Here is a 22975-nt window from a genome sequence, read left to right as displayed (position 1 = left end):
CGGCATCGGACCTTTCGCTAACCAAGAAATGGGGAACCCCGAATGAATTACCGTTACTCCTCCAGGCTGGGGAGCTTCTCATCCTCTGCGGTCAGGGAAATTCTGAAGCTGACGCAAGGCGACGCCATCATCTCGTTCGCGGGCGGTCTGCCCGCCGAGGAGCACTTCCCGGTCGCGGCCGTATCCGAGGCGTTCCAACGCGTGATGGCGCAAGGCAACAAGGCGCTTCAGTACGGCTTGACCGAAGGGTACTTGCCGCTGCGCGAGGCGCTCTGCGGACGGATGGCGAAGAAAGGCATTCGCGTCACGCCGGATGAGATGCTGCTGACGACAGGCTCGCAGCAAGCGATCGATCTGTTGACGCGCATCTATATCGATCCGGGCGACGTCATCCTCGTGGAGCGTCCGACGTATCTGTCGGCGCTGCAGGTGTTCCGTTCGTACGGCGCGGAGACCGTGTCGGTCGAAGGCGACAGCGACGGGCTCGATCTGGCCGATCTCGAGGCCAAGCTGATGAAGTACAAGCCGAAGATGCTGTATGTCATTCCGACGTTCTCGAACCCGACGGGCAAGTCCTGGAACGAGGAGCGCCGCCGCGGCGTGCTCGAGCTCTGCCAGCGGACCGATACGCTCATTCTCGAGGATGATCCGTACGGCGAGCTGAAATTCGGCGACGCATCGCTGACGTATCCGTCGATCTTCTCGCTCGCGCCGCAGGTTGAAGGCTCCTGCGTCGTCTACACGAGCACGTTCTCCAAGACGGTCGCGCCGGGCCTTCGCACGGGCTGGGTGATGGGCGACGCGGACATCATCCGCAACCTCGCGCGGGCCAAGCAAGCCGCGGACTTGCAGTCCAGCACGCTCGATCAGCAGACGCTGTATCAACTGCTCGCGCACTTCGATCTGGACGGCCATATCGAATTCGTCCGCAAGGAATACGAATCGCGGATGCGCCAGATGGCCGGTCTCTTGCGCGAACATGCGTGGCCGGGCGTCTCGTTCGAAGAGCCGAAGGGCGGCATGTTTATCTGGGTCGAGTTCGCGCCGGGCATCGACGCGGGCGAACTGTTGAAGACGGCCGTCCAGCATGGCGTCGCGTTCGTGCCGGGCGTCTCGTTCTTCTCGGAGGATCCGAAGCTGAACACCGCGCGGATGAACTTCACCTTCGCGGATGAAGCAGGCACGATCGAAGGCATGAATCGGCTGTCCAAGGCTTTGGAGAAGTTCGGCGCGCTCGTGTGAGCGTCCGCCTTGCCGCCTTTCTTGCAACCCCTGACGGGCTGCGCTTGACCCATTCGAACAACCCCCCATTTGGTTGGTAAAGTCGCATATTCGTTGGTAAAAAGTTTCGACCATAGGTCGGAACTTTTTTTTGTAAGCAAACCTGTTGTTGTCGTGCGTGAGGGGCAACGACGTGTCCAATCATTTACTTTGTCTCTTGCATATCATGGATTACCAAAAAGAGGAGGTGATATTTTTTGGTGCGTATTCTTGATAAAGCGGCCGTCCAGCCGCGTCGCAGCTTCAACCTAGCCAGATCGGTTACGATTCAACGTTCCCCTTCAAAATCCGGCATTGCAGCGATCGCCATACGGATTCCAGCGAATTCTCAACCGAATCGGGTCGATTTGGTAGCGTCCGTTGGCGTCAGAGGCGTCACGGGCATTGGGCAAATTCGCTTTCGGATTTTCCGCGACGGAAAAGAAATATTCAACACGCTGCAGGGGATCGAATCTGCGGGTTCGGAACAAAATTATATCATTACCTTCCAGGCTGAAGATAGAAATGTAAAAGCAGGTACCCATGGTTACACGGTCACAGCGGAAAACCAAGCTGCAAATACAAGAGTGGATATTGTAGGTCCTATATCGTTCAGCGGGTTAGCCGTTAAAACCAGGAACTAGCAGCACCTCTGCTCTAAACGATAACGTAACGACGCCAGGCTGCCGACGAATCGGCAGCCTGTTTAGCCTAAGGTTTTATAATTGCGGGGGAGAATGGTTTCGATGAAGCGGGATTAGGGGCTATAGAGCTAGAAACCCTCTTGCACGCCGCACGCGTCAAATCGCTACTCCGCATCCAGCTCCAGCTCGGCGATTCTCCTCTCCGCGTACCGGGTATCTTTGTGCGCATGGAACGTTTCCGCTTTTTCCAGGACGACGCCGAAGTTGTATTCCGGGATGCCGGCATACGGCTCGTAGACGCTCCGAGGCGCGAGCACGTTTCCTTCCGGAAAATGGACCTCGATATTGCCGGGCGAGATATCGACGTAGCGGGCCCGGCCGTGGAAGACGCCGTGACGGTTGTACGCGACGATCGCCTCTCCTTCGCGCAAGCCGAGCTTGGCGCCGTCGACCGAAGCCATGAGGATGTCGTAGCGGTCCGCGCCGTTGAACGGATCGGTGTCCTTGTACACCATGGAGTTGAATTGCTTGCCCCGCCGGGTCGTTACGGTGAACCGCCCTTCCGGTTTGCGGAGCTCGGGCAGATCGACGGGGATCAGCCGCGCGCGGCCGTCCGGCGTCGGACAAACCCCGCCTTCGCACAGCCAGGCGCCGCCCCACTGGAACACGTCGCCTTGGCTCCGCAGATGCTGGATGCCGTCGTAGTTCGGCGCCGTCTCCGCGATTTCCCGCCGGATCGCGGCGGCGTCCGCGAAGGAGACGCGTTCGGCTTCCGCCGGACGGACGCGGCGCGCGAGATCGACGTAGATCTCCCACTCGGCTCGCGCTTCCCCGATGCGGGGGCCGCGGATCTCCGGGCTGAAGTAGACCATCCGCTCGGTCGAAGTGGATGTCCCTCCGCCCGGCTGCTCGTACCGCGTCATGGCCGGGAGGACGATGACTTCCTCGCGTGCATCGGCCAACGTCGACGTGTTCAGGATGATATCTTGGTGCACGCGCAGCTCGACGGCCTCCAAGCATTGCTTCACGAACGGCGGGTCCGGCATCGTCTCGAGGAAGTTGCCGCCCGACAGGTAGTACAGCTTCAGCCTCCGCTCGTGGTCGTCCGGCAGCAGCGCGTTCTCCAGCGTCACGCCGACGATGTCTCCCTGCCAGCGGGGAATCTCGAAGCCCCATTGCCGCTCGACCCGCTCGGCCGCTTCGTCGAAGTCGCCGCCCGGCAGGCTGAACGGGTCGGCTCCCATTTCTCCCGCTCCCTGCACCCCGGAGTGGCCGCGGATCGGCATGAGGCCGCAGTGCTCGCGCCCCAGAAAGCCGCGCAGCAGGGCGAGGTTCGCGACCTGCGAGATGTTGTCGGTGCCGAAACGGTGCTGCGTGAGCCCCATGGACCAGACGAACACCCCCGAGCGCGCCCGGGCTAGCAGCACGGCCAGCTCCTCGATGCGGGCCCGCGACAGCCCGGACGACCGCTCGAGCCGGTCCCACGACTGCTCCAGCACTTTGGCGCGGAGAGCCTCGTACCCGTTCACATGGGCCGCGACGAAGTCATGGTCGATCGCCGAGCCCGGTTTCTCCGCCTCCATCTCGAACCAGACCTTCATGATCCCGTGCATGAACGCGATATCTCCGCCGATGTTGACCGGATAGAAGTCGTCGGCGAGCTTCGTCCCGAAGAGGGCGGATTCCGGGATCGAGGGGATCCAGTAGCCGTCCATGGCCGGCTCGCGATACGGATTGATGACGATGATCTTCGTGCCCCGGCGTTTGGCGGCATACATGTACTTGGTGGACACCGGCTGGTTGTTCGCCGCGACGCTGCCCCAGAAGACGAGCACGTCGGTGCCGATCCAGTCCTTGTAGTTGCAGCTCGACGCGCCGATGCCCACAGACCGCTTCAGCGCCGTCTTCGAGGGCGAATGGCAGATGCGCGAGGCGTTGTCGATGTTGTTCGTGCCGATGAACCGGGCGACCTTGGCCCCGGCGTAGTAGCTCTCGTTGGTGATGCCCCGGGACGTCAGATAGAAGGCCGTCTGCTTCGGCTGAACGGCGCGGAACTTCGCGGCGATCCGGTCCAGCGCCTCGTCCCAACTCAGCCTGGAGAACCTCGACTCGCCGCGTCGGCGGATGAGCGGGTAGGGGATGCGGCCCAGCTCCCGCAGCTCGGCGCTGCTCCGCTTGCGGAGCTCCGCGATGTCCGCGTGGAGAATCTCCGGCTTGATCGCGGGCATCGTGTTCAGCCGCAGCACGTTCAATCGCGTCGTGCACAGATGCGGCCCGGCGAGCGTCTGATCGCGCAGGCCGGACACGCCGAGCGCGCAGCCGTCGCAGACGCCCTGCGCGAGGATACGCGCGGCGTAGCCGAGATTGTCGCGATTGTCCCAGGCCGTCTTCATCATGTCGCGGACGTGCTTCGGTTTGACTTTGCCGAGACCGAACGGGACCTTGCTCACCCAGAGCGACGGATCGGGCTTGCCGGGGAGCGGAATCGGGCCGGAGTGCTTGGTCTTGCCCATCAGGATCACCTCGTAATGGAAAATAAAAAACCAGCAGCCGCCTGCTTGTCGTGGGTCGCGTACAAGGGGCGGAATGCCGGATAAAGGTCGGACAAGACGGCGCGGCTGTCGGCACGTCGTGAAGGACGTTCATATTCGCATGGTCGTATGGGGCGTATGCCAGGAAACCGGGACGCACGCGCGTACGCGCCGATCTCAAGCTCTATTGTGCCTGCTGTCGGAAGCGCTGTCAACGCGGAGATGACCGAAGGATGCGCTCCGGATGGGTGTACACGTTGAACGAGCTTCCGCGAATGAATCCGACGGCCGTAATGCCCAAATCCTCGGCCAAGTCCAACGCCAACGCCGTAGGCGCGGACTTGGAGAGCACGATCTCGCCGCCGAGCTTGGCGACCTTCAGCAGAATCTCGGAGGAGATGCGTCCGCTGAAGGCGACGATCCGAGCGGGCGGTTCGCCGCCGCCCGCCGTGCGCAGCGCGTGCCCGTAGAGCTTGTCGAGCGCATTGTGCCGGCCGATATCCGACCGCATGAGCCGGATGCCGGCGCGGTCGCAGAGCGCCGCGTTGTGCACCCCGCCCGTCGAACGGAACGTTTCGGCGGCCCGCTGAAGCTCCTCCATCAAGCGAATGCAGTCCTCGGGGGCCAGCTGCGCCGTACGGGTCTCGATGCGCTTCGCCGTCCGCGCGTCGCTCCAGAAGTAGAAACCTTGACGGCTCTTGCCGCAGCAGGAACTCACGTAGCGCTTGGAATGGAGTTCGGTGGCGAACGCCGTCGGCCGATGGGTGTCGGCGTATAGGTAGCCGGTCTGCGCGTCGTACGAGAGCGGCTTCAAGTCGGCATAGGCCGCGATGGCGCCCTCCGAAGCCAGGAAGCCGATCGCCATGTCCTCGACGTATTCCGGGGTGCAGACCAGCGTCGCGAATTCCTCGCCGTTCAGCATGAGCGTGACCGGATGCTCCGTGACGACGAGATCGTCGGCTTCGGTCATGGCGCCGTTCGCGTACCGCATCAAGCGGCGGCCGGTGACGATGGGATCAGTCATCGGATGACCTCCCGCCGGCGATCTCGCGATCGAAGACGAAGACGGACACCGCCATGTCTTCCTCGAGATGGATATCGGAGAAGAGGTGCAGCAGCTTCGCGCCCACGAGTTCTTCCATGCCCGCGGGCACCGTCTCGGCATAGATTTGCTGAATGCGTTTGGTGCGCGTCGCGTGCACGGTGTCCCGGCCTTCCGGGGTGCGGGCGATGAATTTCTCCGTGGCGGTCAGGTTGCCGTGCATCGTCGAGATCGCCATATTCTCGGCGAATACGGTGCGGATCCGCTCCGGCCCCTTGCCGAATAGCTCTTTGCGGACGCGCCGGACGATATCGTTGAAAGCGGATTCTTTGCTCGGCATGCGCCGACCTCCCCGGGCGAACATTGGTATGTCTTCAATATAAGGGAAACGCGCAGGGTTGACAATGCGGGCGCCCGAAGGGCATGATGCAGGAAGATGTGTCGGAGCAGGGCGCGCAAACGCCGGGCGGAGGAAGAAAAATGCGCAGGGAACGTCAAGCTAAGCGGGCGGCTGAAGGAAAAGCGAAGACGAACGTTTATGCAGGACGGGCGGAACGACGGAGGGAGAAAGAAAGATGAGCGATTATACCAGACGGGCGATCCCGATCGCGGAAGCGCAGCGGCTCATCGCGGCGCATGCGCGGCCGCTGCGGACCGAGCGCGTCCCGCTGCTGGCCGCCTTCGGCCGCCGGCTGGCGGAGCCGCTCGTCGCGGACCGGCCCGTGCCGGCCTTCGCGCGGTCGGGGATGGACGGCTACGCCGTGCGCGCGGCGGACCTGGCGGAAGCAAGCCCGGCGCGTCCCGCGAGGCTCGCCGTTGCGCAGGCGACGGTCGCGAGCGGCGGCACCGCGCCGCCGCAGCCGGTCTCGCCCGGCGAAGCGGCGCGCATCATGACGGGCGCGCCGCTCCCGGCAGGCGCCGATGCCGTCGTCATGTTGGAGTCGGTGCGGGAGGAGGCGACGGGCGCTCTGCGCCAAGCGGTTTTTGCGCGGCCCGTGGCGGCGGGCCTTAACGTGACGCCGGTCGGCGGCGAGATCGCGCCGGGCGCGGCCGTGTTGGCGCCGGGCGTGCGCATCGGGCCTGGCGCGGCCGCGCTGCTCGCCTCGTTCGGGCGGACGGAGCCGCTGACGTACGCGCGGCCGCGCGTCGCCATCGTCACGACCGGCAGCGAGGTGATCGCGCCGGAGGAGACGCCGGGCTACGGGCAGATCCGCAACAGCAATCTCGCGATGCTGCGCGGACTCGCGGAGGACGCCGGGGCGGAGGTCGTCTTTGCGGCGCATGCCGACGATGACGAGGAGCGGATCGCGCGAGCGATTCGGATCGCTTTTGAGGAAGCGGGGGCGGATGCGGTCCTCACGTCCGGCGGCGTTTCCGTCGGAGACTTCGATCTGACGGGGCGGCTGCTGGGACGCGAAGGCCGCACGCTGCTGTTCAACAAGATCTCGATGCGTCCGGGCAGCGTGACGAGCGCCGCCGTTCAGGACGGGAAGCCGCTGTTTGGCTTGTCCGGCAATCCGAGCGCCTGTTACGTCGGCTTCGCGCTCCTGGTCCGTCCGGCGCTCGCGCGGATGGGCGGGCACCCGGAATTCGGTCTCCCTTCCTATTCCGCCTATCTGGGCGAGGATTACCCGAAGGGCGGCGCGTTCCCCCGCTACCTGCGGGGGCGGACAAGCGTAGAGCGGGCGGTCGTCCGGGTGACGCCCTGCAGCGGGAACCGGTCGTCCGACATCCTCTCCATCCAGGAGGCCGACTGTCTCATCGTTATACCGCCTTGTCCGCGCGGCTTGCCCGCGGGAACGCTGGTCGAAGCGATCCCGCTGGCTTCGCGGGGAGATGGCTATCGGGGAGGAGAGCGGACGTGAGCGAAGGACGTCATGCGATCGTGCTCGCGGGAGGCGCGAGCCGCCGGATGGGGACCCGCAAAGAATGGCTCGACATGAACGGCGAGCCCAATCTCCTTCGGCAATGCCGTCAGCTGCGGTTGGTCGCGGAGGAAGTGACCGTCGCGACGGATGCGCGGCAGGACTATCCGTTCTTGCCGCCGGAGGTCGGCGTCGCGCGGGACCGGGTACCGGATCGCGGGCCGGTCGGCGGCATCTGCGCGGGGATGGCGCGGAGCGCAGCGCCGCTGCAGTTGATCGCGGGATGCGATTATCCGCTTGTGCCGCTGCGGGCTTGGATGCGCTTGGCGGAGCGGCTGGAAGCCGATCCGGCGATCGACGCGATCATCCCGCGAGCGCTGGGCAAGGAGCACCCGCTCTGCGGGATCTACCGGCGGCGGACGCTGCCGATCTGGGAAGACGCGCTCGCGCGCGGGGAGCTGCGCGTGATGGCGGCCGTCCGCCGCATAAACGCGGTCTTCTGGATCCCGGAGGGCGAAGAAGAAAAAGGCTATGTGAACATGAACGCGCCGGAGGACTATAAGGACGTGAAGGAGCGGTTGAAGTGAGCCAGATGCGGCGTCCGCCGATCGTGCAGGTGGTCGGATTCAAAAATAGCGGCAAGACGACGGTCGTGAGCGGCTTGGTGCGACGATTCGGGGCGCAGGGCTTGCGCGTCGCGACGGCGAAGCATCACGGGCACGCGGACGATCTGGACGTTCCGGCAACGGATACGGCGCTCCACCGGGCTGCCGGCGCTTGCGCGACGGCCATCGCTTCGGCGGGTCTCTCCGCGGTATGGGAACCCCGGGAGCTCAGCCTGAGCGAGTTGGCCGACCGTCTTCCACCGTGCGACCTCGTCATCGCCGAAGGCTTCAAAGGCGCGAATTTCCCCAAATGGGTGCTGCTCCGCGACGAAGCGGATTATCCGCTGCTCGCGCAAGTGACGCAAGCCATCGGGATCTCCGCTTGGTTCGACTGCGTGCATCCGACGCTGCCCGTCCTGCCGTTGGACGACTATGACGGGATCGCGAAGGCGATCTGGCGGACGATTCAGCTTGAAGATCAGCTGGAGCGCGGTTGGTGACGCAGGATGACGCGACGCAAAAAACCGTCCGAAGCCTGCGCCTCGCCGGCGCAGGCCGATGCTCTCCGTTTCCTGCGCGAGCCACTCTATAGTTTATAACTATAAATTAAATAGATTTTATGTATTTTGCCTACGAGTGTGAAGTGTGCTACAACTGAATAAGGACTACTATTATACGGGAGTGAAACGCAATCATGGCAGAAGTGAAGAAAATCGCCGTTATCGCCGGCGACGGCATCGGCCCCGAAGTCGTTGGCGAAGCGATCAAAGTATTGAAGAAAACCGAAGAGCTGTTCGGCTACCGGTTCGAACTCGAGCACGGCCTGTTCGGCGGCATCGCCATCGACGAGAAGGGCACCCCGCTGCCGCAAGAGACGCTGGAGATCTGCCAGCGCGCGGACGCGGTGCTGCTCGGAGCCGTCGGCGGACCGAAGTGGGACAACAATCCGAAGGAGCTCCGTCCGGAGACCGGTCTGCTCGGCATCCGCAAAGCGCTCGGCCTGTTCTCGAACATCCGCCCGGCCGTCGTCTTCGACTGCCTGAAGGACGCTTCGACGCTGAAGCCCGAAGTGCTCGAAGGCACCGATCTGATCGTCGTGCGCGAGCTGACGGGCGGCATCTACTTCGGCGAGAAGTTCCGCCGCGAAGGCGCGAACGGCGAAGAAGCCGTCGACACCTGCGTGTACAACGTGCAAGAAGTGGAGCGCATCGTGCGCCAGGCGTTCGAGATCGCCCAGAAGCGCAGCAAGCGCCTCGCCTCCGTCGACAAGGCCAACGTCCTCGAGACGTCCCGCCTGTGGCGCGAGACGGTCAACCGCATCGCGCCGGCGTATCCGGACGTGGAGCTGGAGCACGTGCTGGTCGACAACTGCGCGATGCAGCTGCTTCGCCGTCCGTCGAGCTTCGACGTCATCGTCACGGAGAACATGTTCGGCGACATCCTGAGCGACGAAGCGGCCATGCTGACCGGGTCGATCGGGATGCTGTCCTCGGCTTCGCTCGGCGAAGGCAGCTTCGGCCTGTACGAGCCGGTGCATGGCTCCGCGCCGGACATCGCCGGCCAAGGCATCTCCAACCCGATCGCGACGATCCTGTCCGTCGCGCTCATGTTCCAATTGACCTTCGGCTACGCGGAAGCGGCCGAAGTCATCGAGCGCGCGGTGAAGAACGTGCTGGACGCCGGCCACCGCACGGGCGACATCGCGGTCGACAAGAGCAAAGCGATCGGCACCGAAGCGATGGGCGATCTGATCGTCGCGGCCATGGTCCGCTAAGCGCCCGGACAAGCGGGAAATGTTACATTAGAATTATTCTAAATAAATAACGATTCAATATTGATTTTGATTCTCAATCTGTGGTACGATCTCAATGAAGCAAAACAAGCCCGGCTTAGTAGTCGGATTTCCCAGGAGGTAATCGTACATGGCAGAGCGTTTGGTAGGCCGCCCGGCTCCGGATTTCACGATGGAGACCGTGAACGGCGACGGCAAAGATTTCGGCAAAGCTTCCTTGTCCGACTATAAAGGCAAATGGTTGGTATTCTTCTTCTATCCGCTGGACTTCACGTTCGTATGCCCGACGGAGATCGTCGCGCTGTCCGACGCTGCAGACCAATTCAAGGCGCTGAACACGGAAGTTCTCGGCGTCAGCATCGACAGCATCCACAGCCACCGCGCTTGGATCAACACGCCGAAGAACGACAACGGCCTCGGCCAATTGAACTTCCCGCTGGCAGCCGATATTACGAAGCAAGTCGCCCGCGACTACGGCGTACTGATCGAAGAAGAAGGCATCGCGCTGCGCGGCCTGTTCATCATCGATCCGGACGGCGTGCTCAAGTATCAAGTCGTGAACCATAACGACGTAGGCCGTAGCGTAGAAGAGACGCTGCGCGTCCTTCAAGCGCTCCAATCCGGCGGCCTGTGCCCGATCAACTGGAAACCGGGCGACAAGCACCTGGTAGCGAAATAAGCAACCGAACGACTACGAAGGGACGCATGCCCAGGCATGCGTCCTTTGCCATCCGCTGGGCAGCAGCCCAAACGTTTTCATTTTCCCGGATGGCAGGAATTCGCCGGAAATGAAGAGAATATAGTGTATATCACCTTTGCAATTCATCCGTTCGTCGGGGAGGGGAAGTAGATGGGATTTTGCTGCGGAGCCAGCATGATCGGAACCAAGGGGACGCTGAAGCATTACCGGACGCGGATTCATAACGTGCCGATCCTGTTCTGTCCGGTCTGTCACCGGGTCGAGGTTCATTACCTGGTCGAGAACGAGTACGAGATATTGGCGGAGTACGCGCATGGCGACGGAGCGTCCGAAGTCGACTTCCACGACTACGTAGACGAGTCGGACAAGGAATTGAACGAGAACTGCGTCAACAACGAAGACGAGGATCCGTTGCAAATGGTGCAAAGCCAAATCGACATGGGCTTGGATCTGCTGTCTTTCGCGAAGCAGATCGGCGACGCCGAGTGGGAGAAGCAACTCAAACGTCGTCTCGGCGTACTGAGCCAAAGGCGGCATAAATTACGCTTGAAGCGCACCTCCGGCGGCGCGCATTGAGACTTTAGAACTAGTCAGGTCCTATACGGATAGTTACGATGCCCCTTCCGGCAGCGCGCGGCGAATGTTAGCGTTGCAGGAAGGGGTATTTTTGCGTCTACCCCCCTATTTGGCATCAAGAGACCGAATGGTTGTAATTGCGGGGTGAGCATTTGCTGCTCTTATTGTGGGAGAAGTGGTTTGGGCGGTCCAGCCCGTCCGTATCGATAGACAGTCCAGGCGAGACGCTGGAGCAGACGGTGATCGCCGCCCAACAGGGCGATGCCCAGGCGCGCGATGATCTGATCCGTCAATACCAGCCGTTCATCGCCAAGACGGTTAGCCGGTTCTGCAAGCGATATATCGATCCGTCGCGCGACGACGAATTCAGCATCGCCTTGTCCGCGTTCGATGAAGCGATCGCGCGCTATTCGCCGGACGCGGGCAGCCGATTCCTCGGCTTCGCCGAGAAGGTGATCGTGCGTCGGCTGATCGATTATGTCCGGAAGGATCAGCGCCATCGGCTGGCCGTTCCATATAGCGCGCTCCAGGGAGACGACGAAGATCAGGGCTCCTTGTTAACGCGCGTCGAAATTCGGGAAGCGGTGACCGTGTACGAGAAGGAAAGGCTCGCGGAAGACCGCCGGGACGAGATCGCGGCGTTGACCGAGGCGCTGAAGCTGTACGGCGTCTCCTTCGGCGATCTGGCGATCCAATCTCCGAAGCACCAGGATTCGCGCGAGACGCTGCTGGGCATCGGACGCAGGCTGGCGGCGAATGCCGCGCTGTTCGAGACGCTGCGGCAGAAGCGGCAGCTTCCCGTAAAAGAATTGTGCGAGGCGGAAAAAGTGTCGAGGAAGACGATCGAGCGTCACCGGAAATACTTGATCGCCGTCGCGTTGATCGCGGACGGCGGCTATCCATTTTTGCGGGACTACATCGGATTGTCGCAGAGCGGGAAGGAGGGGGAACGATGAGCCGGGCTATCATTATGTCATTGGAAGCGGGAACCGCCATCGTCCTGACCCCGGACGGCCGGTTCGTCCGCGTCCGCGAGAAGAGCGGGTATGCCGTCGGCGATGAAGTCGAGATCGATCATGCCGAGCATGCCGCTCGGCCGGACAGGTGGATCCGGACGCTCGTCCGCAACCGGTGGACGATCTCCGTCGCCTCGGCGGCGGTCATCGTGCTCGCGCTCTGCGCACTGTGGACGTTCCGGGCGCCGACCGTCGTGGCCTATGTCACGATGGACGTCAATCCGAGCGTGGAGATGGGGCTCGACAGCAAGGAGCGGGTACAGGAGCTCCGCGCGCTGAATAGGGACGCGGTCCCGATCGTGAAGGCGATCCGTTACAAAGACGAGAAGATCGAAGACGTCACCGAGGCGTTGGCCGAAGCGCTCGCGGAACGGGATCTCCTCCAAGCCGCCGGATCGGAGATCGTCCTCGCGAGCGTGCCCGTTCGCTCGGTTAAGCCGTCGTGGGAAGACGACGTGACGTCGAAGATGAGGACGGCCATCGAGAAGGCGGCCGGTCCTCTCGACGGGTCGACCGCTGCGGCAACCCGCATCACGGCCGTATCGGTCCCGAGCGAGGTGAGGGAGGAAGCGGAGGCGCACGGCCTTTCCACCGGGAAGATGGCGTTCTGGCTGAAGGCCGAGAGCCAAGGGCATGACGTCTCGCTGGAGACGCTCCGGCGGACGTCCCTCAAAGACATCGCCTCGTCATGGGGCGGCGTCCAAGCCGTGATGGACGACGGCGCCCAAGACGGCGCCACGAGCAAGGAGACTTGGAAAGCGCTGCTGAAGCAGGCGCAGGAGACGAAGCCGGATAAGCTCAAGGAGACGAAGCCGGCCGGGGGCAAGCCGGGCAAGGGCAGCGGACAAGCCGGCGGAGCGGGCAAGCCGACCGCCAAGCCGACGCCTTCGCCAACTCATCCCGTCCATGCGCAATCGACCGCGAAACCGCAAGCGGGCTTGAACGGGAAGCACGGAACCAAAGATGGGAAGAAGGACGGCCGGGAAAAGTGGCGGCACGGCTGGAAATCCGAATTCCCCGGCTTCGGCGACCGGCAACGGGACAAGTCGGAGCTTCAACGCTGGTTCGACGGCTGGAGTTCGAAGGAGCTGTCCGAATATCGGGATCGGCAGCTGGAGGCTTGGGCGCAGCGGGACAAGCCTGACGGAGCCGGATCGAAGACGACGTCCGCGAAGCCGTCCGCCGGCGACAAAGCCAGCGGGAACAAAAACGGCCAGAAGGATTCAAACGACAAGAAGAACCAGAACGGCAAGACGAACGAGAACGGCAAGGCGAATCAGAGCGGCAAGTCGAATAACAACGATAAGAAGAATCAAAGCGACAAGTCGAACAACAACAATAAGACGAATCAGAGCGGCAAGACGAACAAGAACGACAAGAACGATTCGAAAGGGAACGACGGAAAGACAGGCGCGGGGAAGTCCGACTCGGGCGATTCCTCGCGCAAGCAAGACCAGAAAAGCTACCGGCATGACGGCCAAGATTCGCACGAAGAGCGCACGGAAAAGCGCTAAGACGGCAGCGTTCGGATCCAACCCTACCATTCGACACGATCTCTCATTGACAGTCCTTGGAAACCATGTCTATGATAAATGTGAATTTTTGTCGGCTTGGGGGGAAGATCATGGAGAGATGGAGAACGCGCTATTTTCCGTTATTAGCTGAATTCGCCCTAGCCTCCGGAGAGGACCAAGGCAAGGAATTGGCCGAGCTGAGGACCTTCCTGCAGGGCGTTCCTACCGACGATATTCTCAAACATCATGAAGAGAGCGTGCGCTTCCTGCTCTCCAACGCAGATACGGAAGACCGGATGACGCTGATGCACCGGTCTCTTTTGTTTTTGATGGAGCTGCTTGCTTCCCTGCGCATGCCTGAAGGCGCGGCCGCTCGCGAAGACGCCGAGCAGGAACGGCTGAAGGTAGCGGCGGTCAAGGCCGTCCCGATCGATGAAGAGCGGCCGAGCAAGTTCGAGACGGTGCTCCAGCATATGGACAGCGGCATCGCCTTGTTCGACGCCCAAGGGACGCTTCGCTTCCTGAACGTGCAGATGTCCCGCGTGCTGCAGGCGCCGCGCCGCGCGCTCATCGGGAACTCGCTGCGCCAGCTCATGTTTCACCCGAACCTGCGGCGTCCGATGCGATTGATCTTTATCCGAATGTTCAAGGAAATGGTCTACTACCGCAGATTTCACGGCGAGTTCCAGGATGCGAACGGCCGGTTCCTGCTGATCAGCATCTCTCAGATCGACGAGCTGGACGGCGACTATCTCGTCAGCGTGAAGGACGTCTCCGAATACAAGCAGATCGAACAGACCGCGTTTCAGAACGACAAGCTCGCGATGCTCGGCAAGATCGCGGCGGCGATCGCCCACGAGATTCGCAATCCGCTGACCTCGATCCGCGGCTTCATCCAACTGCTGAAGCCTTACCTGGACTCGATCGGCAAGCAGGAGTACGCCCGGATCATCCTCTCGGAGATCGATCGGGCGAACGACATTATCTATGAATTCCTCAATTCCTCGAAGCCGTCCGCGCCGATGACGCAGACGGTGCTGGTCGGACTGCTGCTGAAGGAGACGATCCTGCTCACCGAGAGCGAAGCCCACATGAGCGGCATCGAGCTAAGCTGCGAGATCTTCGATCCGTATATCATGATCTCGATCGACGTGAAGCAGATCAAGCAGGTCGTTCTGAACATGGTGAAAAACGCGATGGACGCGATCCAGTCCGCGCCGGATCAGCGCAGGGGACTCATCAAGCTGACGGCGAGGCGGGAGAAGCGGTTCGCCGTCATCAGCATCAGCGACAACGGTAGAGGCATGGACAGAGCCACGCTGAACCGGCTGTTCGATCCGTTCTTCACGACGAAGGAGGACGGCACGGGTCTCGGCTTGTCCGTCAGCTATCGGATCATCCGCAACCATGGCGGCACGATCCATGTGGACAGCCAGGCCGGCGAGGGGACGGAATTCATGATCTACTTGCCATTAATAGAGGTGAAAGAGTAGAATCGGGAGGAGAAGGCCAAGAACGCCTAGAATCGCAACGGGTGGGAATCGACCAGATGAATGCCGGACGAACGGCCGATAGCGCCGGCGAAGGGTATAGATGAGCAGCTCCGCGACGATGCCGCAAGCAGAACTGGGCTGGCCAACAAGAGGCCGGCTATGACTTTCAGCGCGGTTAGCGCAATGTTGCTGATGAGGCTGATCCAGATCGCGATCAGTCCGGATTGATGCTTATCCGCCACAAAGACTACCCCTTCAAATAAAGTTTGCCCCGCACAAAAAATAAAACAAGCTTTCAACCCTAAGGTTGAAAGCTTGTTATCGTCCGTATGGCGTTCATCATGCCAATCTACTTCATGGGTGAAAACAACCCTTTCCTCTTCGTGCGCTGTGATCGAGATTTATATCGTGGCATGGATTGCGATCCATTTTTTGCGGAGCGTTCGAGGGACAAAATAAAATGGTTTCATTATTCGTGAGCGCTGGCGCAAGTTTGTCCAAGCACAAGACGAACCGGCAACACTTCGGATAGATTGCTGGGTTGTTCTTCAAGAATAAACCGAATCATATGCTTCGCGGCGATGTCCCCCAACCTCTCGAATTGGGTGTCGATATAAGTGAGCTCTTGAGGGAAGATATTGCCCCACCCCGAATTGGTTCCGCTGATCAGGGACAAATCCGACGGGATGGACAACCCTAGCTCGTCGGCCGCTTTTTTAACGCCGACCGCGAGCAAATCGTCAGCCGTAAATATGGCGGTCGGTCTCTGGTCCGATTTAAGTAGAATTAAAGCTTGGTGATATCCCGAATCCAGCGTCAGATCGGTCTCCGATTCGCGGATGTCCAGCTTAGCGCCGTGCCGCTGGGCAGCTGTGATCACCCCTTTGTTTAAATCTGCGGATAATGTCATGTTGGCCGGGCCGTTCAGGAATCCGATCCGTCTATGACCGTATTGAATTAAATGCTCAATGGCCAAGTCGCCCGCTTGCACGTTATTAACGTCCACATAATTGATTTGCTGCGACATTATTCCTGGGCGGCCGATGATAATGAACGGAATTTTCTCGGATAATAGAAAGATCAGTTCGTCGTTGCTGACGGAGGGACAGGTTAGAATCAACCCTCCCACCTGCTTTTCCTTGAAGAGCTTGACGAAAAAGCGGCTGGAATCCTCTCGTGACAAAGAAGTAAACATTTGCATGACGAAGTCGCTCTGCGAGCAAATTTGGCAGATTGTAGAGGACAAAGTGGCGAAAAACAAATTTTGCCGCACCTGATCGGCGGAGAAGGGCATAAACAAACCCATCGTCTTTACCCGTTTGTTGACCAATAAACGGGCGGTTACGTTAGGGTGGTAATCCAATATTTCAATTGCCCGCTGAACCTTCTCCAGTGTTTTTGGATTCACCAAGGAAGGCTCGTTAATGACGCGGGATACGGTTTGTCTGGATACTTCGGCTAATTTCGCGACATCGTTGATCGTGCTTGCCATTACAAAGACCCTCTTTCCGTTATGAGACCGGTCACATAAAAAATGAAGCGGGATGATCGTTACATAGATAGATTAAGCGTATTGCTTGAAAAACACAAGAATTTTCAATCAGAATGTTCCATAAACCATTTGATGAGCGGTAACATTTGCACATATTATCGGCTTAATTACCATAATATGTGACCGGTAACATAATTGTTAATCGGTAAATATTAAATGCTTATGGCTAACCTATACTGTTGACAACGGTTACACCATCCATTATGATTTATTTTAATGTGAACGTTCACATAAAATTTATCATCGAAAAGGGCGAAAAAACGGTTGTCGGAACGGTAAAGCTTAACAATCATAAACAAGGGAGGGTAACACATGAAAAAAATCGGTACTTTGGCAGCTTCGCTTGCGCTTATGACGGGGGTGCTTGCCGCTTGCGGAGGAAATTCCAACTCTAATCAAGCGAGCCCGTCGGAAACCTCGAGCGGCAGTTCGTCTGCAAGCGCATCCAACAGTCCGGCGGCGGACCCGGTTAAATTCTCGATCATGCACAATCAGGGCGAATATTCATGGCCTACATACGAGAAAATGGTGTCCGCGTTTAATGGGCAAACCGGCAACACGGCAGAGCTTAAATATATTCCTGCCGAAGAAGCGGTAAATTGGCTGCAAACGCAATTTATCGGGCATTCCGAACCTGAAATCGTTAGCGGAACGACGACGGAGAAGCTGATAGAAGCCTACAAGAACGGATGGATTGTCGATTTGCTGCCTTATCTGGATGAAATAAGCCCGTACACGAACAAGCCGTGGAAGGATTCATTCCTGCCGGGCCTCATTGACTCGGCGTTGGACAAGACGGATGCGAACAATCCTCATCTTTACGGGATACCGAATCAGGTGGTAACCGTTAATTTGTATTATAACAAGGATATCTTCGCGAAGATTGGAGTCACCGATCCGCCTGCAACGATCACCGAATTTCTTGAAGTAGCCAAGAAGGCCAAAGATGCCGGATATATTCCTTTCAGCATTCAGAACTCGATGGATTGGAATTTGGGCTGGCTCGCTACGGACTTGGCCAGCTACTTGTGGCGTTCGAGCGTGTCGGAGCTCGATCTGAACCAATCCGGGAAAATCGAGTTAAATGAATGGGCGGTCGCCGTCGTGCAGGATAAGGTTACGAAGGACAGTCCGCAGTTGAAGGAGTATTTGCGGTTGTTGAGCGACTTGGTTCCGTACTTTAACGAAGGCTTTAACAGCGCGAGCTGGGAGTTCGAAGGGTTGTTCAATGACGGCAAGTCTGCGATGACGCTCAACGGTAGCTGGTATCCGAATCAATATCAGCAAGGAGGATTCAAATTCAATTACGGCATCGCGCCGATCCCGTATTTGGATAAGGGCTATTCCGAATTAGGCGGTACGGAGCGTTACAAGTTTAAGATCGGTTCGACGCCATACTTTGCGGTTACCCGCAATGCGAAGGAAAATAAAGCGGACAGCGCCGCCGTCAACTTCCTGCAATATATGACGGCGCCGGAAGGCGGTGCGAAGCTGCTGGCCGAGGAATTAAATCTCATTCCCGTTGTTCAAGGCGTGGACGTTCCGGAAGTTCTTAAACCGATCATGGAATCGTTCGGAAACGATGAGCAGCTTTCTTTCGGAGCGAACGAGTTCACGGCCGAACAGAAGGACAAATGGTTCAAAAATCAGCAGAAATATCTGGCGGGGAAAATGACGGCGGAACAGTTCCTCAATGAATTCGGCAAAGACCTGAAGAAATATGCGAACGAAGCGATTAAGACCCACCCGGAGTGGAATCTTGAGCAGTATCTGCAGTAAAAAACGGTTATTCAGAGCGGGAGGCCGGCAATACGCCGCCCGCTCCTCTTCTTAGATTTGGAGATGATGTATCGTGACAAAGAAAGTCCATTATGTATACATTTACGCGTGCCTGTTCCCGAGCTTTATTTTAATCGGACTTTTTATGCTGTACCCGGCGCTGGAAGCTTTTCGCATGTCTTTCTTGGACTGGAACATGACGAATTACCTTCATCCTGAAAGTGTGGGATTTGATAATTATATCGAGGTATTTAAGGACGCGATTTTCAGAAACAGCTTCCTTATTCTGCTCGTATTTATGATCTGGCACATTATAATTTTGCAAGGCGCTTCTCTCTTAGGGGCTTATTTCATTTATTTGTTAGGAAACACGAGATTGGCCGGATTTTATAAAGTGGCCTTCACGATTCCGATGGTCCTGCCTGGAATGGTTACGACGATGTTCTGGCTGTTCTTCTATGAGCCGAACAACGGAATGCTCAACACCGTATTGTCGATGATCGGACTTGAACATTGGCAGCATATATGGCTTGGCGACAATCAAGTCACCGCCATGGGCTCTCTCATGATGAAGGGTTTTCCTTGGATAAGCGGTCTTGGATTTCTTATCTATTTGGCCGGCTTTCAGAACATTGACGAATCGCTGAGGGAAGCGGCTACCGTGGACGGCGCATCCCCATGGAAAATATTCTGGGCGATCGACTTGAAGATGGTTGCGCCACAAATTCGGCTAACGACCATTCTGGTGTTGATCGGCGGCACGCAGCAATTCAGCGATCAGCTCATTATGACGAAGGGCGGACCGGGTTACGATACGATGGTTCCCGGGCTGTATATGTACAACAATGCGTTTACTTACGGGAAATTGGGCGTAGGCGCCGCGATTGGAGTCATTCTGTTTGTACTAACGATGGCGTTGACGTATTTGAACTTGAGATCAACTCGCGAGAGGGGCTGAACACCATGACGAATCGCAAAGGAGCGCCCCGTGTCGTTATCGTTGGCCTGTTGAGCGTATTTCTTTTTTTCACCTTATTTCCTATGTACTTTATGCTGATTACTTCCTTCAAAACCAATTTCCAGCTCTCAATCAACTATTTTGGCCTGCCTACGGATCCTCAATTCGGCTTTATGCAAGATGCATTCTCCAAAGTCTGGATATATATGAAAAACACGATTTTTATTTCAGGCCTGTCGGTCATCGGAGTTCTTATCGTTTCCAGCTTGACCGCCTATGTTTTCGCACGATTCAGATTTCCTCTTAAACAGACGTTATTCGCCTTGTTATTGGCATTTCTAATGATCCCCGGCATTCTCATGCTTGTCCCGCAGTTCGTGTTGGTGACGAATATGGGTTTGATCAATAGACCGTGGGCAGCTATTTTACCCTACATTGCCGGAGGACAGCTCGTTGTCATTTTCGTTTTCCGAACTTTCTTCGAAGAGATTCCGAAGGAGTTAATCGAGAGCATTCGAATGGACGGTGGCAATGAGTTGGTCATCTTCTTCCGTTTGGTTCTTCCGCTCGCCATTCCCATTGTTCTGTCGATGGGCCTTGTGAATATCCTGAGCACCTGGAATGACTTTATATGGCCGCTTCTGGTGTTGTCCGATCAAAGCCAAACCACGTTAACCGTCGGACTATATCGATTTATGGATCCGCAGCAGAAAATCTATGGCTCCATTTTCTCGGGAATGACCATAGCCTCTATCCCTTTAATGGCGTTGTTCGCTTTCACAATGAAGTATTTCGTACAAGGCATGACATCCGGAGCAGTAAAAGCATAATGCAATTGAGAGGATTTGACGTTAATGAGGGAACTAAAAGAGATTCACCTGGTCTCGCATACGCACTGGGACCGGGAATGGTATCTGCCTTACGAAGTTTTTCGATTCCGGTTGGTCGGATTGCTGGACAGACTGTTGCGCACGTTGGAAGAGCATCCTCCTTACCGATTCCATCTCGACGGTCAGGCGATTATTCTTGAAGATTATTTGGAGATCAGACCCGAGAACAGGACGAAAATCGAGAAGTTCGTGCAAAATGGACAATTGGTCATTGGACCTTGGTATGTGCTGATAGATGAATATTTAGTAAGTCCCGAATCCATTATCCGCAATTTGGAGGAAGGAGGGCGCATAGCGAGCGCGTTCGGTCCTGTTCTGCAAGTCGGCTATCTACCGGATACGTTCGGTCATATTGCCCAGATGCCGCAAATTCTAAAGCAATACGGGATGAATTACGGCGTAATCTGGAGAGGGCATAACGGAAGGCCCGATCAAGCGCCTACGGAGTTCGAATGGGAAGCGCCCAATGGAGATTGCTTGACTACAATTCATCTGCCGTATAAGCACGGATATACGAGCGCAATGGACTTGTCGGAAGATCCGGAGGAAGCGTCCGTGCGCCTTCGCGAGCTGGTTGCGGACATTGGCACGCATACGCAGACCGGATATGTACTGCTCATGAACGGCTTCGATCATATGGAACCGCAAACGCACATTCCGGTATTGATCGACTATTGGAACGAGCATGAACAAGTTCCTATCAAGCATTCCGGCATTGTCGATTACATTGTGGCAAGTCTGGCGGACAATCCGCCGCTGATGCGATTGCATGGGGAGTTCCGTCATACGAACCATTCGCCTGGCGCAGCGATCAATACCATTCTGCCTAATGTGCTCTCCTCAAGAGTATACCTTAAGCAGCAAAACGCCGCCGCTCAGAACTTGATGGAAAGATGGGTGGAACCGCTTGAAGCGCTGTCGCTCCTTGTTCGGGACGAGCACCATCCGCAATTCGTCCGACAGGCTTGGAAGTATATTTTGCAGAATCATCCGCATGACAGCATATGCGGATGCAGCATTGACGAGGTTCATCAGGAGATGGAAACCCGCTTTAAGAAGGCCGATCAGATCGGCGAGCAGCTCGTCGTGCAATCGCTTCTGCAACTATCCGAGGGGATAGACCGGTCATGGGTGCCGGAAGGGAGCGTGCCCGTCCTGCTATTTAATTCGCTTCCATGGAGAAGGGATGCGATTGCGGAAATCGAATTGGATGCCGACGACGAGACGGTTTATCGTTCCGTACGCATTCAGGACCGCGACGGGATGCAGTATAAGGGCGAAATCGTATCTATCGATAAAATCTGTCCGATCGAGAAGTATGCAGGCAAGTATCCGCTTGGCAAAGCGGAAACCAATCGCCACAAGGCATGGGTACATATCAAGAATATGCCGGCTTTAGGCTATAAGCTAGTGGCGGCGAAGCTGAGCAAGGTGCCGATTCTGGACAACTTGCCGATCGCCTCGGCTTCGGCAATGATCGAGAATGAATATTTGCGGATTGCCGTTGAAGCCGATGGTACTGTGACCTGGACGGATCTGAAGACTGGACGCGAGTGGCGCGGACTTCATCGATTCGAGGATAGCGGGGATGTAGGCGACGAGTATTCCTATTCGCAACCGATATTGAATGAACGATTCGTAACAAGCTCGGTCGCAAGCGTGAGCGTGAAGGGGGAGGGGTATGGATACAAACGGATGACAATTGAATATGAGCTTAGCATTCCTAAGTCAGCAGACCCCCGCTCCAAGCGGCGCAGCGAAGACCGTATTACGCTTTCCATAACGACCGAGCTGACGTTGCCGGATTCCGGAAGAACCGCAAGCTTTCGCACGATCGTAGACAATCGCGCTCGCGATCATCGGCTTCGTCTGCTCTTCCCGCTGCCTATCGGCGATCGGCCGGTTGTTGCCGGAGGTCATTATGATGTGTCGGCAAGACCGGTTCGCGTTGCCCAGCCGCCTGAAGCGGTGTGGATCGAGAATGAACCGACCACGTTTCCTTTCCGCCATTTCTTATTCGCCGATCATGACCATGACAGGGTGATTCTGAATGCCAAGGGGCTTCACGAGTATGAATGGATTCCGGCTCCTTCCGCAGATGGAGGAACGCTTGCGATTACATTGTTCCGAAGCGTTTCCCAATTGGGCGGGGCTGACCGCGGAATGACGACGATGATTCGCCCCGGTCCGGGCGTTGCTGCAGAAGAGGGACAGTGCATAAGAAAAATGACTTTCGAGTACGGGGTTACGATCGGGCGCAGCGAAAATCTGCCGGCGCCATGGAGAGTGGCAGATGAGCAGGAGATAGCCGTGAAAAGCCGTGTTCTGGACAAGTACAAAAGCGCGTCTGCGGCCCCTGTCGATTCCAGCGAATATGGATGGTTGGAGTTGGATACGGACGCCATTCACATGACGAGCGTTAGACCGATTCCGGATCAAGGGAATGGAATAGAGTTGCGCCTGGTTAATCTGCATCACACAGCGGTTGAGGCTAATCTCCTGATCGGTCTGCCCATCCTTGCGGCTCGGCTAGCGGGGCTTAACGGGGAGCTTAAACAAGCCGTGGACCTGCAAGACCGGGGGGATCAGGGGAGAAGACTGGTCGTTTCGGTAAGGCCTAAAGAAATCATGACGATTCAATTGTTTCGGTAGACAATCGGTAAAGCAAGCTACCTAATTCATAATAGAGGGGCAATTATCATGTCCATGAGGGGTAGTAGGGCTATCTCTATCGTCATGCCCGTTGTATTCCTGTTTT

Annotated in this window: 20 protein-coding genes; 15 read left to right on the top strand and 5 right to left on the bottom strand. The window is 57.7% G+C overall.

The window, feature by feature from the left end:
* Positions 1-42 precede the first annotated feature (42 nt).
* Together H7C19_RS03765 and H7C19_RS03760 are read left to right on the top strand one after the other, a co-directional pair.
* Positions 43-1242, top strand: a complete 1200-nt coding sequence (locus H7C19_RS03765; RefSeq protein WP_185141241.1) for an aminotransferase-like domain-containing protein — start codon at positions 43-45, stop codon at positions 1240-1242.
* A gap of 236 nt (positions 1243-1478) precedes the next feature.
* Positions 1479-1904: an exosporium protein C gene (locus tag H7C19_RS03760; RefSeq protein ID WP_185141240.1), complete on the top strand. Its 426-nt coding sequence runs from the start codon at positions 1479-1481 to the stop codon at positions 1902-1904.
* Positions 1905-2068: 164 nt separating this feature from the next.
* On the opposite strand, the gene H7C19_RS03755 is transcribed toward H7C19_RS03760, so the two are convergent.
* From H7C19_RS03755 to H7C19_RS03745, 3 genes are all read right to left on the bottom strand, one after another.
* Positions 2069-4417: an FdhF/YdeP family oxidoreductase gene (locus tag H7C19_RS03755; protein ID WP_185141239.1), complete on the bottom strand. Its 2349-nt coding sequence runs from the start codon at positions 4415-4417 to the stop codon at positions 2069-2071.
* A 229-nt stretch (positions 4418-4646) separates the two neighbouring features.
* A complete protein-coding gene (fdhD, locus tag H7C19_RS03750; protein ID WP_185141238.1) occupies positions 4647-5459 on the bottom strand; it encodes a formate dehydrogenase accessory sulfurtransferase FdhD in 813 nt (270 codons plus the stop codon).
* Positions 5452-5817 carry a Na-translocating system protein MpsC family protein gene (locus H7C19_RS03745; RefSeq protein WP_185141237.1) on the bottom strand — a complete coding sequence of 122 codons (366 nt, stop codon included), beginning with the start codon at positions 5815-5817 and terminating at the stop codon, positions 5452-5454. The genes fdhD and H7C19_RS03745 overlap by 8 nt, the downstream gene beginning before the upstream one ends.
* Before the next feature lie 235 nt (positions 5818-6052).
* Between H7C19_RS03745 and H7C19_RS03740 the strand changes: the two genes are divergently transcribed.
* The 9 genes from H7C19_RS03740 to H7C19_RS03700 all read left to right on the top strand — a co-directional run bounded on the left by H7C19_RS03740 (position 6053) and on the right by H7C19_RS03700 (position 15038).
* Entirely contained in the window at positions 6053-7342 is a 1290-nt protein-coding gene (locus tag H7C19_RS03740) for a molybdopterin molybdotransferase MoeA (RefSeq protein ID WP_185141236.1), read from the top strand.
* The gene (gene mobA, locus H7C19_RS03735; protein ID WP_185141235.1) at positions 7339-7929 is read left to right on the top strand and encodes a molybdenum cofactor guanylyltransferase; all 591 of its coding nucleotides are present in this window, start codon (positions 7339-7341) and stop codon (positions 7927-7929) included. Before H7C19_RS03740 ends, mobA begins: the two co-directional genes overlap by 4 nt.
* 5 nt (positions 7930-7934) lie before the next feature.
* Positions 7935-8447: a molybdopterin-guanine dinucleotide biosynthesis protein B gene (mobB, locus tag H7C19_RS03730; protein WP_246469296.1), complete on the top strand. Its 513-nt coding sequence runs from the start codon at positions 7935-7937 to the stop codon at positions 8445-8447.
* 194 nt (positions 8448-8641) lie between these two features.
* A complete protein-coding gene (gene leuB / locus H7C19_RS03725; RefSeq protein ID WP_185141233.1) occupies positions 8642-9721 on the top strand; it encodes a 3-isopropylmalate dehydrogenase in 1080 nt (359 codons plus the stop codon).
* A 148-nt stretch (positions 9722-9869) separates the two neighbouring features.
* A complete protein-coding gene (locus H7C19_RS03720) occupies positions 9870-10418 on the top strand; it encodes a peroxiredoxin (protein WP_185141232.1) in 549 nt (182 codons plus the stop codon).
* 171 nt (positions 10419-10589) lie between these two features.
* Positions 10590-11015, top strand: coding sequence for a hypothetical protein (locus H7C19_RS03715; protein ID WP_185141231.1), 426 nt, complete (start codon positions 10590-10592; stop codon positions 11013-11015).
* 152 nt (positions 11016-11167) lie between these two features.
* Positions 11168-11971 (top strand): RNA polymerase sigma-I factor, encoded by an 804-nt coding sequence (gene sigI / locus H7C19_RS03710; RefSeq protein WP_185141230.1) that lies wholly within the window; start codon positions 11168-11170, stop codon positions 11969-11971.
* The gene (locus H7C19_RS03705; protein WP_185141229.1) at positions 11968-13545 is read left to right on the top strand and encodes an anti-sigma-I factor RsgI family protein; all 1578 of its coding nucleotides are present in this window, start codon (positions 11968-11970) and stop codon (positions 13543-13545) included. The genes sigI and H7C19_RS03705 overlap by 4 nt, the downstream gene beginning before the upstream one ends.
* Before the next feature lie 110 nt (positions 13546-13655).
* On the top strand, positions 13656-15038 hold the full coding sequence (locus H7C19_RS03700; RefSeq protein ID WP_185141228.1) for an ATP-binding protein: 1383 nt from the start codon (positions 13656-13658) through the stop codon (positions 15036-15038).
* A 26-nt stretch (positions 15039-15064) separates the two neighbouring features.
* On the opposite strand, the gene H7C19_RS03695 is transcribed toward H7C19_RS03700, so the two are convergent.
* Positions 15065-15280 carry a hypothetical protein gene (locus tag H7C19_RS03695; RefSeq protein ID WP_185141227.1) on the bottom strand — a complete coding sequence of 72 codons (216 nt, stop codon included), beginning with the start codon at positions 15278-15280 and terminating at the stop codon, positions 15065-15067.
* 227 nt (positions 15281-15507) lie between these two features.
* The gene (locus H7C19_RS03690) at positions 15508-16530 is read right to left on the bottom strand and encodes a LacI family DNA-binding transcriptional regulator (protein ID WP_185141226.1); all 1023 of its coding nucleotides are present in this window, start codon (positions 16528-16530) and stop codon (positions 15508-15510) included.
* Positions 16531-16902: 372 nt separating this feature from the next.
* Here H7C19_RS03690 and H7C19_RS03685 point away from each other — a divergent pair, with 372 nt between their 5' ends.
* The 4 genes from H7C19_RS03685 to H7C19_RS03670 all read left to right on the top strand — a co-directional run bounded on the left by H7C19_RS03685 (position 16903) and on the right by H7C19_RS03670 (position 22869).
* Complete coding sequence (locus tag H7C19_RS03685; RefSeq protein ID WP_185141225.1) at positions 16903-18369, top strand: ABC transporter substrate-binding protein; 1467 nt, start codon at positions 16903-16905, stop codon at positions 18367-18369.
* Positions 18370-18442: 73 nt separating this feature from the next.
* Positions 18443-19327 carry a carbohydrate ABC transporter permease gene (locus H7C19_RS34590; protein WP_185141224.1) on the top strand — a complete coding sequence of 295 codons (885 nt, stop codon included), beginning with the start codon at positions 18443-18445 and terminating at the stop codon, positions 19325-19327.
* A 5-nt stretch (positions 19328-19332) separates the two neighbouring features.
* Complete coding sequence (locus H7C19_RS03675) at positions 19333-20157, top strand: carbohydrate ABC transporter permease (protein WP_185141223.1); 825 nt, start codon at positions 19333-19335, stop codon at positions 20155-20157.
* A 24-nt stretch (positions 20158-20181) separates the two neighbouring features.
* The gene (locus tag H7C19_RS03670) at positions 20182-22869 is read left to right on the top strand and encodes an alpha-mannosidase (protein ID WP_185141222.1); all 2688 of its coding nucleotides are present in this window, start codon (positions 20182-20184) and stop codon (positions 22867-22869) included.
* Positions 22870-22975 lie beyond the last annotated feature (106 nt).

Source organism: Cohnella nanjingensis (genome assembly GCF_014212125.1).
GTDB classification, from domain to species: domain Bacteria; phylum Bacillota; class Bacilli; order Paenibacillales; family Paenibacillaceae; genus Cohnella; species Cohnella nanjingensis.
Note: the sequence above shows the minus strand (reverse complement) of the source record. Positions and strands in the feature narration are given on the sequence as shown.

Bases quoted from the DNA above. Each gene is read 5' to 3' on its own strand.
- H7C19_RS03765 (WP_185141241.1), top strand. From the start codon at position 43: ATGAATTACCGTTACTCCTCCAGGCTGGGGAGCTTCTCATCCTCTGCG.
- H7C19_RS03755 (WP_185141239.1), bottom strand. From the start codon at position 4,417: ATGGGCAAGACCAAGCACTCCGGCCCGATTCCGCTCCCCGGCAAGCCC.
- fdhD (WP_185141238.1), bottom strand. From the start codon at position 5,459: ATGACTGATCCCATCGTCACCGGCCGCCGCTTGATGCGGTACGCGAAC.
- H7C19_RS03745 (WP_185141237.1), bottom strand. From the start codon at position 5,817: ATGCCGAGCAAAGAATCCGCTTTCAACGATATCGTCCGGCGCGTCCGC.
- H7C19_RS03740 (WP_185141236.1), top strand. From the start codon at position 6,053: ATGAGCGATTATACCAGACGGGCGATCCCGATCGCGGAAGCGCAGCGG.
- mobB (WP_246469296.1), top strand. From the start codon at position 7,935: ATGCGGCGTCCGCCGATCGTGCAGGTGGTCGGATTCAAAAATAGCGGC.
- leuB (WP_185141233.1), top strand. From the start codon at position 8,642: ATGGCAGAAGTGAAGAAAATCGCCGTTATCGCCGGCGACGGCATCGGC.
- H7C19_RS03720 (WP_185141232.1), top strand. From the start codon at position 9,870: ATGGCAGAGCGTTTGGTAGGCCGCCCGGCTCCGGATTTCACGATGGAG.
- H7C19_RS03715 (WP_185141231.1), top strand. From the start codon at position 10,590: ATGGGATTTTGCTGCGGAGCCAGCATGATCGGAACCAAGGGGACGCTG.
- H7C19_RS03705 (WP_185141229.1), top strand. From the start codon at position 11,968: ATGAGCCGGGCTATCATTATGTCATTGGAAGCGGGAACCGCCATCGTC.
- H7C19_RS03700 (WP_185141228.1), top strand. From the start codon at position 13,656: ATGGAGAGATGGAGAACGCGCTATTTTCCGTTATTAGCTGAATTCGCC.
- H7C19_RS03690 (WP_185141226.1), bottom strand. From the start codon at position 16,530: ATGGCAAGCACGATCAACGATGTCGCGAAATTAGCCGAAGTATCCAGA.
- H7C19_RS03685 (WP_185141225.1), top strand. From the start codon at position 16,903: ATGAAAAAAATCGGTACTTTGGCAGCTTCGCTTGCGCTTATGACGGGG.
- H7C19_RS03675 (WP_185141223.1), top strand. From the start codon at position 19,333: ATGACGAATCGCAAAGGAGCGCCCCGTGTCGTTATCGTTGGCCTGTTG.
- H7C19_RS03670 (WP_185141222.1), top strand. From the start codon at position 20,182: ATGAGGGAACTAAAAGAGATTCACCTGGTCTCGCATACGCACTGGGAC.